This window comes from Cryptosporangium sp. NPDC048952 (assembly GCF_043197895.1).
Taxonomy (GTDB): domain Bacteria; phylum Actinomycetota; class Actinomycetes; order Mycobacteriales; family Cryptosporangiaceae; genus Cryptosporangium.
On record NZ_JBICTY010000006.1, the window covers coordinates 564,085 to 577,099 of the forward strand.

Annotated in this window: 11 protein-coding genes; 4 read left to right on the forward strand and 7 right to left on the reverse strand. The window is 71.5% G+C overall.

The genetic code is table 11. The annotated features are described in order from the left end of the window. Positions 1–89: 89 nt before the first annotated feature. Positions 90–1,181 (forward strand): S-(hydroxymethyl)mycothiol dehydrogenase, encoded by a 1,092-nt coding sequence (locus ACGFY5_RS33030; RefSeq protein ID WP_392726161.1) that lies wholly within the window; start codon positions 90–92, stop codon positions 1,179–1,181. After that, positions 1,178–1,807: an MBL fold metallo-hydrolase gene (locus ACGFY5_RS33035; protein ID WP_392726163.1), complete on the forward strand. Its 630-nt coding sequence runs from the start codon at positions 1,178–1,180 to the stop codon at positions 1,805–1,807. Before ACGFY5_RS33030 ends, ACGFY5_RS33035 begins: the two co-directional genes overlap by 4 nt. A gap of 110 nt (positions 1,808–1,917) precedes the next feature. Here ACGFY5_RS33035 and ACGFY5_RS33040 read toward each other — a convergent pair whose 3' ends face one another. Continuing rightward, a complete protein-coding gene (locus ACGFY5_RS33040; RefSeq protein WP_392726165.1) occupies positions 1,918–2,919 on the reverse strand; it encodes a hypothetical protein in 1,002 nt (333 codons plus the stop codon). Between the two features lie 133 nt (positions 2,920–3,052). On the opposite strand from ACGFY5_RS33040, the gene ACGFY5_RS33045 reads away from it, so the two are divergent. Further along, positions 3,053–4,294, forward strand: coding sequence for a lytic murein transglycosylase (locus tag ACGFY5_RS33045; RefSeq protein ID WP_392726168.1), 1,242 nt, complete (start codon positions 3,053–3,055; stop codon positions 4,292–4,294). A gap of 49 nt (positions 4,295–4,343) precedes the next feature. Beyond that, positions 4,344–6,182 carry a protein kinase gene (locus ACGFY5_RS33050; RefSeq protein WP_392726171.1) on the forward strand — a complete coding sequence of 613 codons (1,839 nt, stop codon included), beginning with the start codon at positions 4,344–4,346 and terminating at the stop codon, positions 6,180–6,182. Here ACGFY5_RS33050 and hemB read toward each other — a convergent pair. The 6 genes from hemB to ACGFY5_RS33080 form a co-directional block, all read right to left on the reverse strand. Further along, positions 6,179–7,231, reverse strand: a complete 1,053-nt coding sequence (gene hemB / locus ACGFY5_RS33055; protein ID WP_392726174.1) for a porphobilinogen synthase — start codon at positions 7,229–7,231, stop codon at positions 6,179–6,181. The two genes, ACGFY5_RS33050 and hemB, sit on opposite strands and share 4 nt — an antisense overlap. A gap of 103 nt (positions 7,232–7,334) precedes the next feature. Beyond that, a complete protein-coding gene (locus ACGFY5_RS33060) occupies positions 7,335–8,909 on the reverse strand; it encodes a uroporphyrinogen-III synthase (protein WP_392726176.1) in 1,575 nt (524 codons plus the stop codon). After that, positions 8,906–9,847 (reverse strand): hydroxymethylbilane synthase, encoded by a 942-nt coding sequence (gene hemC, locus ACGFY5_RS33065; protein WP_392726178.1) that lies wholly within the window; start codon positions 9,845–9,847, stop codon positions 8,906–8,908. Before hemC ends, ACGFY5_RS33060 begins: the two co-directional genes overlap by 4 nt. Beyond that, positions 9,844–11,214, reverse strand: a complete 1,371-nt coding sequence (locus tag ACGFY5_RS33070) for a glutamyl-tRNA reductase (RefSeq protein WP_392726181.1) — start codon at positions 11,212–11,214, stop codon at positions 9,844–9,846. Before ACGFY5_RS33070 ends, hemC begins: the two co-directional genes overlap by 4 nt. A 43-nt stretch (positions 11,215–11,257) precedes the next feature. After that, the gene (locus ACGFY5_RS33075) at positions 11,258–11,989 is read right to left on the reverse strand and encodes a redox-sensing transcriptional repressor Rex (protein ID WP_392726183.1); all 732 of its coding nucleotides are present in this window, start codon (positions 11,987–11,989) and stop codon (positions 11,258–11,260) included. 236 nt (positions 11,990–12,225) lie between these two features. Further along, positions 12,226–12,474 (reverse strand): glutaredoxin family protein, encoded by a 249-nt coding sequence (locus ACGFY5_RS33080; protein ID WP_392726185.1) that lies wholly within the window; start codon positions 12,472–12,474, stop codon positions 12,226–12,228. Positions 12,475–13,015 lie beyond the last annotated feature (541 nt).

Sequence of the window (13,015 nt, forward strand, 5' to 3'; positions counted from 1 at the left end):
TTCCCACGCAGATGATCGTCCCGTAACAATCGCCGAACGCGCCGGGGCGTCCCGCTTTCCGGCGCGCACACGCGGAAAGGGGAGTCGCAGTGACGCAGGAGGTACAAGGAGTCATTTCCCGAGCTAAAGGTGCTCCCGTGGAGGTGACAACCGTCCTGGTGCCCGACCCGGGCCCCGGCGAAGCGGTCGTGAAAGTACAGGCGTGCGGCGTTTGTCACACCGACCTGCACTACCGCGAAGGCGGAATCAACGACGATTTCCCGTTCCTGCTCGGCCACGAGGCGGCCGGTGTCGTCGAGGCGGTCGGCCCCGACGTCACGAACGTCGCCGTCGGCGACTACGTCGTCCTGAACTGGCGCGCGGTCTGCGGTGACTGCCGCGCCTGCCTGCGCGGTCAGCCCTGGTACTGCTTCAACACGCACAACGCGAAGCAGAAGATGACTCTGCAGGACGGCACCGAGCTGTCCCCTGCGCTCGGCATCGGCGCGTTCATCGAGAAGACGCTGGTCGCTGCGGGTCAGTGCACGAAGGTCGACCCGGAGGCCAAGCCCGCCGTCGCCGGTCTGCTCGGCTGCGGCGTGATGGCCGGTATCGGCGCGGCGATCAACACCGGTGGTGTCGGCCGTGGTCACAGCGTCGCGGTCTGGGGAGCCGGCGGCGTCGGTGACGGCGCGATCGCGGGTGCGTACCTGGCCGGTGCGCGTCGGATCATCGCTATCGACGTCGACGAGAAGAAGCTCCAGTGGGCGCGCGAGTTCGGTGCGACGCACACGATCAACGCACGTGAGGTCGACGACGTCGTCAAGGCCGTGCAGGACCTCACCGACGGGTTCGGCGTCGACGTCGCGATCGAGGCGGTCGGCCGTCCGGAGACCTACAAGCAGGCGTTCTACGCCCGTGACCTGGCCGGAACCGTCGTCCTGGTCGGCGTCCCGACCCCGGACATGACGCTCGAACTGCCGCTGATCGACGTCTTCGGCCGCGGTGGAGCGTTGAAGTCGTCCTGGTACGGCGACTGCCTGCCGTCCCGCGACTTCCCGATGCTCATCGACCTGTACCTGCAGGGTCGTCTCCCGCTCGACAAGTTCGTGACGGAGACGATTCCGCTGGACGGCGTCGAGGGCGCGTTCGAAAAGATGCACGGTGGCGAGGTCCTGCGGTCGGTCGTGGTGTTCGAGTGACCGCCCGCGTCGACCGGATCGTCACCTCCGGCATCTTCGCGCTCGACGGCGGGGAGTGGGAAGTCGACAACAACGTCTGGATCCTCGGGGACGACTCCGAGTGCCTGGTGATCGACGCTCCCCACGAGGCGGACGCGATCGCGGCGGCGGTCGGGGGTCGTACGGTGACCGCGATCGCCTGCACGCACGCGCACAACGACCATGTGAACGCCGCGGTGGAGCTGGCGAGTTTTGTGGGCGCGCCGATCCTGCTGAACCCGGCCGACCGGGTGCTGTGGGACATGGTCCACCCCGACCGCTCCCCCGATGGGGAGCTCGCCGACGGGCAGAAGTTGTCGGTAGCGGGGGTCGAGCTGGAGGTGCTGGCCACGCCGGGGCACGCGCCCGGCGCGGTGTGCTTCTACGCGCCCTCACTGGGGGCGCTGTTCTCCGGTGACACGCTGTTCAACGGTGGGCCGGGGGCGACCGGCCGGTCGTACTCCGACTTCCCGACGATCATCGACTCGATCCGGGATCGGCTGCTCGCGCTGCCTCCGGAGACGGTCGTGCACACCGGCCACGGCGACACGACGACGATCGGCGCCGAAGCGCCGCATCTGCAGGAGTGGATAGCCCGAGGTCACTGATTTCTCTTTACGCCCGGCGGCGCACCGTCCGCCCGCATGTCCCGTGCGGGCGGACACCGCCGCGGGGCGCCATCGCGCCGCGCCTGCGGGCGGCCGGGCGGCATTGGCGTTCAGGCCGCCGGGGCCGGCGGGCGGCGGTGCACGAGGGCCACGCCGCCGGCTGCCAGCAGGGCCAGGCCCACGAGAGCTACGGCGAAGCCGGCGGCCAGGAAGCTGTCGAGGATCTGGGCTAGTGCGGTCGCGGGGACCACGAGCGCGATGAGTACTGCGGGCACGAGCGCCGGCCAGCGTCGCGTCGCCAGGTAGAGCCCGAAGCAGCCGGCCGCGAACGCGAGCCCGAGCACGAGGCCGACCACCGCGAGCGCCTTGCTGTCGGTGGTGACCGCCTCGGCCGCACCGAACCCGGTCAGGCCACCGAGGAGCACCGCAAGCCCGGGCTCCCGAACCGGGCTCCCCCGGAACGGCACGGCCAACAGCATCCAGATCGCGCCGACGATCGCGTACACGATCCCCCACGGCAGGATGCTGTCGACGTCCGCACGGTCCAGGAAGTCACCGACCAGCAGGGCGGACGCGAGCCACGCGGTTCCCAGCAGCGGAGCCCCACGCACCAGCGCGTACGCCGGCACCGCGACGACGAGCGCCGCCACCGACGCGGCGAGCTCCTCGTTCGGGTCCGCGGCCGGCACCGCGGCCGCGATCGCCGCCGCGCCCGACGCCAGCGCGCCGAGCGCCGACGCCAGCCGCATCCGCGCCCCGAGCGTGTCGTCGCCCAGACGCGCGAACCGGGCCGCGACCGCACCACCGGCCAGCAGGATCGTCGCGACCAACGCGAGAGCGAACCGCGCCGCCGCCGGGAACGAGTCCCACGTCGGGACGACGATCGACGCCGCACCACCGAGCACCATCGCCCCGCCGAGGTAACCGGCCACTTCGACGACACGCGTCCGGAACCGGTGCTCGCCTGGCGTCACGACGGGCACCACCGTGGCGGCCGCGAGGCGGTGATTCACCTGATCGGCCTGGGCGGACGAGAGCACACCGTCGCTCACGAGTCCGTCGAGGGCGGTCCGCACAGAGATGAGCGGAACCGAGGGTTCGGGGGTGGTCATGCGAACATCATGACGTCGGCTCCGACCTGCGCACATGAGTCGAACTACCCGGTCGGCGAAGCGTGCACCGGACCGCCCGAAGAGGCACCCTGGGACCGTGCGCATAAAACGGGGCAATGACGATGAAGACGGGGTGAACCAGGCGGCTGGTTCCGACCCGGATCCGGCACCGGCCGAGGAGCCTCCCCAGCTGTCGGCCGAGCCGTGGCGCCAGGCCGCGGTCGCGTGGACCCAGCACGCCGAGGCCTGGGCCGCCCAGACCGAAGCGGCCCAATCCGAAGCCGCCGCCCGAGCAGCCACACCTCCCGAGGAACCGGAGCCCGAGCGGAAGTGGGTCAGTCCGACCGAGGCCGGTGACATGTTGCCGGTGCGGGCGCAGCTGGCGGCCGCGGCTCCGGCGGAACCCGTGGCACCGTACGTCGCCCAGACGGAACCCGAGGTCGACGACCTCGGCGAGATGCCCGATGACCCACCGGTCAGCCCCTGGCCGGACCTCTCCCCCGACGAGCGCTCAGCGCACGCGCACGTCTGGCAACCCACCGCCCGCTCGCGCCGCCCCGGCCGCACCCTGGCCCCCCTCGCGGGTGCAGCCGCGTTCGTCCTCTGTCTGGCCACCGCCAGCGTCGCCGTCTGGAGCTGGACCCGCCCCGAGCCCACCCCGCTCTCCGCCCCCGCCCCACCGCTGGTGTCCGCCCCGGTGACCCCGTCCGCCGACGCACCGGCCCTCGCCCCTTCGGGCCTGCCCGAGGAGGGCGCCGCCAGCGCCGAGGTGAACCCCGCCCCGACCGGCGGCCGCCCCGAAGAAAGCACACCCCGCCCCGCGGACGCACTCGCCGACTGGGCCGACGCCCTCCGCCAGCTCGACATCCCGCCGACAGCGCTCCAGGCCTACGGCTACGCCGAGGCGGTACTCGCCAGAGCAAAACCGAACTGCAAACTCTCCTGGACGCTCCTCGCCGGCATCGGCGCGGTCGAATCCAACCACGGACGCTACGGCGGAGCCGCGCTCCAACCCGACGGCACGAGCAGCCGCCCGATCATCGGCGTCCCCCTCGCCGGGATCGGCGTCGAGCGTGTCACGGACACCGACCAGGGCCTGCTCGACGGCGACCTCACCTACGACCGCGCGATCGGCCCGATGCAGTTCCTGCCCGCGACCTGGAAGTCGTGGGCGGTCGACGCCGACGACAACGGCCGCGCGGACCCGTACGACATCGACGACGCCTCCCTCGCCGCCGGCTACTACCTCTGCGCCGGAAACCAGAACCTGGCGTCGGGCAGCGGCTGGTCGTCGGCGGTTTTCAGCTACAACCACGTGCCCGCCTACGTCGAACGGGTTTACGAATTCGCTGACGCATACGGTCGCGCTTCTTGACCTCAGCAGCCACGATGGAGGTGAAAAACCCGGGGAGGAGTCGTCGTCCGTGAGTGCACCAACTGTCGGACAGCTCGGCCAGTACAAGCTGGTCGGCGTGCTCGGATCCGGCGGAATGGGCACGGTCTACCTGGGCCGCTCGCCGGGCGGACGCCCGGCCGCGGTCAAGGCCGTGCACGGCCATCTCGCGATCAACCCCGACTTCCGGACCCGCTTCCGACGTGAGGTCGCGCTGGCGCAGCGGGTCGGGGGGCCGTACACGGCCGCGATGCTCGACGCCGACCCGGACGGTGACCCGCCCTGGCTCGCTACCGAGTACATCCGCGGGCAGTCGCTGTCGCAGGTGCTCACCGAGCACGGGGCGTTGCCGGAGCACACGGTGCGGGCGCTTGCCGCCGGGTTGGCGGAGGCGCTGCAGGTCATTCACGCTGCCGGGGTCGTGCACCGGGATCTGAAGCCGTCGAACGTGCTGCTCTCGGAGAACGGTCCGCGGGTGATCGATTTCGGGATCGCCAAAGCGGTCGAGGGGATCGATCTGACCGGGGACGGGCCGTTGCTCGGCACGCCGGGGTACATGTCGCCGGAGCACCTGGCTGGTGCGGCGTTGGCGCCGAGCAGTGACATCTTTTCGTTGGGTGCGGTGTTGGCGCATGCCGCGACGGGGGTCGCGCCGTTCGGGGCCGGGCAGTCGTTCGCGGTCGCGAACCGGGTGTTCACCGCGCCGCCCGACCTGTCGGGGCTGCCGACCGGGCTCGCTGAGCTGATCGGGCGCTGCCTCGCGAAAGAGCCGGGTGACCGGCCCTCGTTGGACTGGGTGGTGCGGCAGGTCGGATCGTTCTCCGAGCAGCATTCGTGGTTGCCGTCCGAGGTCGGGAACGCGATTCGTCACCGGCCGGCGCCGACGCGTCCGTTCACCAGCGCGGATGCCCCACCCCCGGGTGCTTCGTCGCCGGGTGCCTCGTCGGGTGCCGACGATGAGTTGCCGGACATCGTCGAGTACCTGGCCGACCGGTTTTCGCGGCGCTCCGGCGGGGCGCCGATCGTTCCGGTCAGCGCCTCCGAGCGGCCGGTCGCCCTCATCCGCCCCAAGCCCGCCGCCGGCACTGCGGCCCCCGACGTGCCGCCCGCCGAGCTGGCAGTAGCCAAACTCAAAGAGGGCGCCGCCCGCCTCCAGGGCGCCGCCGCCCGCCTGAAATCCACCCCCCGCCCCGCCGCTCCCCCGGCGGCCGTCAATGGGCGGCCCGGGGCGCCGCAGCAGCGGGCGCCGTGGCGTCCGCAGGCGGCGCCCGGTGGGGCGCCCGGGGGGCGGGACGCTCGGGTGGGGGCTGCGGGGTTGAAGCCGGCTCGGAGGGTGCCGTGGCAGCGCATTCAGTGCCCGCCGATCGGCACCCAGACCGGGCGCCGGGCGTGGAGCCGCTGGCTGCTCGTGCTGATCCTGATCGCGCTGCTCGACGCCGTCGCCCAGGCCCCGTTCGTCCGTGACCTCGTCGGAGCACCCAGCTCCCCACCGTGGCTCGGTGGCGCCTTCGAGGCCAGCTCCGTGATCAGCCGCGCGCTCGGCAGCATCCCCGACCCGATCACCGCCTGGATCAAGACCGGCGATACCGCGGCCCGCCTCGCCGCGATCCCACTCCTGCTGCTGATCTTCGTCGGCCTGATCCGCCGCGGCGGCACCTCGTCGCCGATGATGATCGCCAAGACCGCCGCCGGCTGGCTGGGCACCGCCCTCGCGGTGCTCCTCGCCTGCCGCTACCTGGCGACGGGCTTCGCCAGCCTCGTCTGGGCCGTAGCCACCCTGGGCTGGCTACTCATCCCGGTGGCACTCGCCCTCGCGGTCATCACGAGCCGCCTGGCCGGGCCGGCGCTCACGGATAAGCGGCCACGCTAGGACAGCAGCCCGGCGGCTTCCGTGGCCCAGTACGTCAGAACGAAGTCCGCACCGGCACGACGCGCACCGATCAGCGTCTCCATCATGACCTGCTCACGGTTGATCCACCCGTTGGCCGCAGCAGCCTCGACCATCGCGTACTCACCAGACACCTGGTAAGCCGCCACCGGCACGTCCACCGCGTCCGCGACCTGCCGCAGCACGTCGAGATACGGCAACGCCGGCTTCACCATGATGATGTCGGCACCCTCGGCGACGTCCAACGCCACCTCACGCAGCGCCTCGGCCGCATTCGCCGGGTCCTGCTGGTACGTCTTCCGGTCGCCCTGCAGCTGCGACTCCACCGCGTCCCGGAACGGTCCGTAGAAGCCCGACGCGTACTTCGCCGCGTAGGCGAGGATCACCGTGTTGGTGTGGCCCGCCGCGTCCAGCGCCGCCCGCACCACCCCGACCTGACCGTCCATCATCCCGGAGAGCCCGAGCACGTGTGCCCCGGCGTCGGCCTGCGCGACTGCCATCTCCGCGTACCGCAGCAGCGTGGCGTCGTTGTCGACGGTGCCGTCGGCGGCCAGGATCCCGCAGTGGCCGTGGTCGGTGAACTCGTCCAGGCACAGGTCGGTCATCACGACCGTGTCCTGCCCGACCTCGGCGATCACGTCGGCGACCGCCTCGTTGAGCACGGCGTCGGTCGTGCCGCAGTGGTCCCGCTCGTTCGGGACACCGAACAGCATCAGACCGCCGATACCGGCGGAGACGGCCTCGTGGGCGGCCCGGCGCAGCGAGTCACGCGAGTGCTGGAAGACGCCGGGCAGCGACCGGATCGGCCGCGCCTCGGGAATGCCTTCCTTGACGAACAGCGGGAGGACGAGGTCGGCCGGGTGCAGCCGCACCTCGGAGACCAGGCGACGCATGGCCGGGCTCTGCCGCAGCCGCCGCGGACGCACGCTCGGGAACCCGCCACCGCCGCCACCGCTGCCCGGCGAGAGGCCGGGGCAGAGCTTTTCGAGTGACGGCGCACCGGCAGTGGCTCGCCGCAACGTCCCGCTCATGCGTATCTCCCTCTCCCCGCGTCCCGCCCTCTACTGTGCAGGACGCGGTACCTCGTTTGCTGGTTCAGTTGACGTTCTGTGCGTCACCTGAACCGGTAAATCCCTACCGTGCCAGTCGACCAGCCGTGGGCCCCTGCGCCTTCGCGCCGCGCCGGGGCTTGGCCGGCAGCGCGGCCAGCTTCTCCCGGAGCTCGAGCGCGTACTCGGCCAGCGACTCCACCAGCGACGGCACGTTCGCCGTCTCCGGCTGGACGTCGACCCGCAGACCGAGTTCGCGCGCGGTGTCGGCGGTCTTCGGCCCGATGCAGGCCACGACCGTCCGCGCGTGCGGCTTGCCGGCGATGCCGACCAGGTTCCGCACGGTGGAGGACGACGTGAACAGCACCGCGTCGAACCCGCCCGACTTGATCGCGTCGCGGATCGGCGCGGGCGGCGGAGCCGCCCGGACGGTGCGGTAGGCCGTGACGTCGTCGACCTCCCAGCCACGCTCGATCAGACCGGCGGCCAGCGTCTCGGTCGCGATGTCGGCGCGCGGCAGCAGGATCCGGTCGATCGGGTCCAGTACTTCGTCGTAGGGCGGGAAGTCGGCCAGCAGGCCGTCGCTCGACTGCTCACCGCTCGGCAGCAGCTCCGCCTTGACGCCGAACGCCTCGACGGCCGCCGCGGTGGCGTCACCGACGCAGGCGATCTTCACGCCGGCGAACGCGCGAGCGTCGAGACCGAACTCGGCGAACTTCTCCCAGACCGCCTTCACGGCGTTCGTGGAGGTGAAGATGACCCACTCGTACCGGCCGGTCACCAGGCCCTTGATCGCCCGCTCCATCTGAGCAGGCGTCCGGGGCGGCTCGACGGCGATCGTCGGCACCTCCTCCGGGATGGCGCCCCAACCGCGCAGCTGCGCGCTCATCGCACCGGCCTGCTCCTTGGTGCGCGGCACCAGGACCTTCCAGCCGTAGAGCGGACGCGACTCCCACCAGGAGAGCTTGTCGCGCAGCCCCACACCGGCGCCGATCGAGACGACCAGCGTGCCGTAGAGCCCGATCGCCGCGTCGACGATGCCGTCGAGCGTCGAGACCGAGGTGGACTGGGTGTCGGTGGTGCCGTCGCCGGTCACCAGCACTGTCGCCTGACCGCTCATCCCGGCCGCGAGCAGCCCGTCACGGACGGCGGGGAGGTCACCGGCGTCCAGCGTCAGCGTGAGCGAGCCGGGCACCGCGACCATCGCGTCGAAATCGAGGGCGGTGACGTCGCGGACCTCGACGGTCGTGCGCAGACCACCGGTCGGCGCACCGGCGTAGCCGGTGACACCCTCCGCGAGCGGCACACCCGGGACGACCTCGAACGGCACGGACGTGCGGGCGACGGCCTGCACCTCGCGGACTATCGACTCCGCGGTCAGCGGGTCGCCGGCGACCAGACGGGCGACGGTGCGCCCGGAGCGGGCCCCGGACAGCAGCACCTTGGCGACGTCACCCGCAGCGCCCTCGGCGACGCTGACCTCGACCTCGGCGGGCGCACCGGCGACCACCGCGGCCAGCAGGGTCGCCGGGAGCGACCGGTCGTGCAGGATGTGGTCGGCGTCAGCGACGGCGTCGAGCGCACGCCGGGTCAGCAGCCCCGGGTCGCCGGGGCCAGCCCCGACGAACGTGATCCGGCCAGTCGTGGAGCGACGGGTCATGCGGTTCTCCCCATTAGGGTGTCGGCGCCGGCAGCGAGGAGGTCGGCAGCGAGCTGCCTTCCGACCGCTTCGGCGTCGGTGTGCAAATCGTCATGCGGGCGGGAGACGGGGATCGTCCGCGCGTCGGTCAGCACCGAGGTGCCGTCCAGCGACGCGACCCGCGCCCGCAATGTGAGCTCAGTGGTGGTGGCCGTGGCCCATGCCGCGACCGGTGCGCTGCACCCGGCTTCCAGTGCGGCGAGCAGCGAACGCTCGGCGATCACTTCGGCGCGGGCATTCACATCTTCGAGCGCACCTAGCAGTTCGACCAAATCGGGGTCGTCGGCGCGGCACTCGACAGCGAGCGCTCCCTGCGCCGGAGCGGGCACGACGACGTCCGGATCGAGCGCCTCGGTGATCTCGGCGTCGCGGCCGAGCCGGGCCAGGCCGGCCACGGCCAGCACGACCGCGTCGAGCTCTCCGCTGGACACCTTGCCCATCCGGGTGTCGACGTTGCCGCGGATCGGGACGCACTCCACGTCGGGGCGGGCCGCGAGCACCTGCGCGATCCGACGGGGTGCGCCGGTGCCGATGCGGGCGCCGGGCGGCAGCTTGTCCAGCGTGAGACCGTCGCGGGCGATCAGCGCGTCGCGGGTGTCGGCCCGAACCGGTACCGCCGCGATCGTCAGGCCCTCGGCGGCCGCGGTGGGCAGGTCCTTGTACGAGTGGACCGCGATGTCGATCCGTCCGGCGAGCAGCGCGTCACGCAGCGCGGACACGAAGACGCCGGTGCCGCCGATCTGCGTCAGCGGCGTCGTCCGGTCGCGGTCGCCCTCGGTGCTGATGTGCACCAACTCGACCTCACGGCCGGTGGTGGCAGTGATCGCCTCGGCGACGTCGCCCGACTGGGCGAGCGCGAGCTTCGAAGCCCGCGTCCCCAGGCGCAGCGCCCGGCTCATCCCTTTACCTCCCGGTCGGCCGAAACCTCTTCGCTACTCAGCACCCAGGGGTTGCCGTCCGGGCCCGACGGGTCGACCGTCACGGCCGCCGCCGGCCGCGCGTGGCCGTCGAGCAGGAACAGTTCGCGGACCGCCGCAGCGTAGCGGTCACCGCCCGGTGCACTGGCCAGCTCTTTCATCCGCACTGTGGGCGTGTGCAGGAGCGTCGACACGACCCGGCGGACCGTCTTCTCCACCTCGCGGCGGGAGGCCTCGTCCAGGTTCGGGAGCCGGCTGTGCAGCCGGTCGAGCTCCCCCGCGACGACCTGGTCGGCGCGCGCACGCAGCGCGACCACGGTGGGGGCGACCTCGCCGGCGCGCTGCCAGGCCGCGAACGCCTGCACCTCGGACTCGATGATCGATTTCGCGGTGTCGACGGCGGCCGACGCCGGCGCGTCGGCCAGCGCGACGGTGAGCGCCTCGATGTCCAGCACGACGACGCCCGGCAGCGTGTCGACCGCCCGCTCGGTGTCGCGGGGCACCGCGAGGTCGAGGATGACCAGGTCCGGTGCCGACGGGCCACGAGCCGCCATCGCCGCCGACACGTCCTGGTAGGTGAGCACGGGCTCGGTGGAACCGGTCGCGGTGACGATGACGTCGGCTTCGGCGAGCGCGTCGCGGATGCCGCTCAGGTCACCGCCGGTGCCACCGACCCCGGCAGCGACGCGGTGCGCGGTGTCGGCGGTGCGGTTGAGGACCGTGATGTGGCCGACGCCCTCGCGCTGCAGCGTCGCCGCGGCGAGCGCACCGAGCGAACCGGCGCCGACGACGAGCGCGCGACGACCGACCAGCGGGCCGACCTTCTCGGCGCCCAGCCGCAGCGCGGCCGTGACCACCGACTGGCCGGCGTGGTCGATGTCGGTGTCGGTGTGGACGCGCTTGCCGACGCGCAGCGCCTGCTGCATCACCTCGTGCAGCACGCGCCCGGGGGCGCCGTGGCCGTCGGCGGCGTTGTAGGCGTCACGGAGCTGGCCGAGGATCTGCGGCTCGCCGACGACCAGGGAGTCCAGGCCGGAGACGACCGAGAAGACGTGGCGGACCGCGGCGTCGGAGTAGTGGACGTAGAGGTGGTCGGCCAGCTCGGCGATGTGCACGCCGGTGCGGGTGGCCAGCACCTGACCGATCTCGTGGAGCGCACCGTGGAACGTGTTGACCGCGGCGTACACCTCCACCCGGTTACAGGTGGAGAGGACGACAGCTTCCGCCACGTTCGTGCCGCTGATCAGCTCGGCGAGTACACCGCCGAGTTGCGGTGACGGCACGGACGCCCGCTCCAGCAGGCGGACGGGTGCGGTGCGGTGGTTGAGACCGACGACGACGACGCTCATGCCTGGTGCACGCTCCGCTCGGTGCTCCCGGTTCGATACCCGCTCACTGGGCGACGACCTCCCGGGCGTCGACGTGAGCAGCCGGCAGAGGGGTAACCGTGCCGGCGCTGTCAGCCTTCCGCTGTTCGTGGAAGGAGAGGATCTGGAGTTCGAGCGCGAGGTCGACCTTGCGGACGTCGACCCCGTCGGGCACCTGCAGGACGCACGGAGCGAAGTTGAGGATGCTGGTGACCCCGGCCTCGACCAGCCGATCGGCCACTTCCTGGGCCGCGTCGGCGGGCGTGGAGATCACGCCGATCGACACCTGCTCCTCCGCGACCACCCGGTCGAGGTCGTCGATGTGGCGGATCTCCTGCCCCGCGATCGTCTCGCCCACGCGTTCGGCGTCGGCATCGAAGAGGGCAGCGATCCGGAACCCACGGGACGCGAAGCCGGCGTAGCCGGCCAGGGCGTGGCCCAAATTTCCGACGCCGACCAGCACCACGGCCCAACGCTGCGTGAGCCCGAGCGCCCGGGAGATCTGGTCGACGAGAAGCGCGACCTCGTAGCCGACCCCGCGCGTGCCGTAGGAACCGAGGTGGGAGAGGTCCTTGCGCAGCTTGGCCGAGTTGACGCCGGCCGCCACCGCGAGTTCCTCGGAGGACACCGTGTCGTGACCGGCGTCGGCGAGCGCATGCAGAGCGCGCAGATAGACCGGTAGCCGGGCGACCGTCGCTTCGGGCACACCGCGGGTTCTCCCCGCGGCGCGGATGCGCGGACGATTTCCGGACGACATCGGTCTCCTCGACGGTGCGGACGCCGACTAATGGTCGCGCCGTCCGGCCCCGCCGGGTACTGGAAGAAACCCTGTGGCCGGGCCTGTGGCGTACAGCGCTTGACCCTCACCGTAGCCGCTTGTGAACGCCTGCACAAAGTCGACGCCGCAGGCCAGAGGCTCGGTGACGAGCGACACAAGCACCGTTCGTGTTCTTCCCGTCACACACCGCCCGTTAACCTGCCGGTCACCTCGATTCAGCGTGCGAGGTCGCGCAGAAGACGCGTTTCCTCGACCCGCCAGAAACCGTGTTCCTTGCCGTCGAGCAGAACGACAGGCACTCGGTCGCCGTACTCGTACGCCAGTTCCGGGTCCGCGTCGACGTCCACCTCGTTCCACTCGACGCCGGTCTGCGCGGCGATTCGCGCGATCACGTCTTTGGCGTCGTCACAGAGATGACATCCCACGCGGGTCAGCAATGTCACGGTGTGCGCAGTCGAAGCCATGACAAAAGTTTGCCAGCCCGTGTCCGTCACCAGAGGGTTGGCTGAGTCCGATGCGTTCCGAGGGACGTTCGGGGGCCAATCACGGGCATGTTGGCGCGCCACTGTCCCCAGTACGGGGGCGGTGACTACTTTTTGCAACTCTGAGTGGTGCGGCAGTGCCAGGATGTGCCGCAGTGCACGGCAAGGGGGCCGGAATGGAAGAAATGTCGTGGTGTGTGCGTCCCCGACGCGGCGAGAGCCTTGGGGAAAGTATGATCTCTCCGTCACTAGACAAGTACATGCTGTAATCGGTCCGCCCGGTCGCCGTCCTACCGATCGACCGAAGCCGTTGCTCGCGGCTTCTCCGACGGTCTCGGCGGACCACTTGGGGGGACGGTCATGATCGGCGGAATGGCGGGGTACGGCGCGTTGCCGGGGGGCATCGAGCTGGAACTCGACCTCTCCGACCTGCGGAAAGCGCTGGTCGACCTGCGCAACCGCACTACGCTGACCAGCCGTGCCGGGCTGGCCGGGCTTGCACCCGGGCTGCGGTGTGTCACCG

Coding starts and splice junctions, on each gene's coding strand:
- ACGFY5_RS33040 (WP_392726165.1), bottom strand. CDS start 2,919: ATGACCACCCCCGAACCCTCGGTTCCGCTCATCTCTGTGCGGACCGCC.
- hemB (WP_392726174.1), bottom strand. CDS start 7,231: ATGAGCGGGACGTTGCGGCGAGCCACTGCCGGTGCGCCGTCACTCGAA.
- ACGFY5_RS33060 (WP_392726176.1), bottom strand. CDS start 8,909: ATGACCCGTCGCTCCACGACTGGCCGGATCACGTTCGTCGGGGCTGGC.
- hemC (WP_392726178.1), bottom strand. CDS start 9,847: ATGAGCCGGGCGCTGCGCCTGGGGACGCGGGCTTCGAAGCTCGCGCTC.
- ACGFY5_RS33070 (WP_392726181.1), bottom strand. CDS start 11,214: ATGAGCGTCGTCGTCGTCGGTCTCAACCACCGCACCGCACCCGTCCGC.
- ACGFY5_RS33075 (WP_392726183.1), bottom strand. CDS start 11,989: ATGTCGTCCGGAAATCGTCCGCGCATCCGCGCCGCGGGGAGAACCCGC.
- ACGFY5_RS33080 (WP_392726185.1), bottom strand. CDS start 12,474: ATGGCTTCGACTGCGCACACCGTGACATTGCTGACCCGCGTGGGATGT.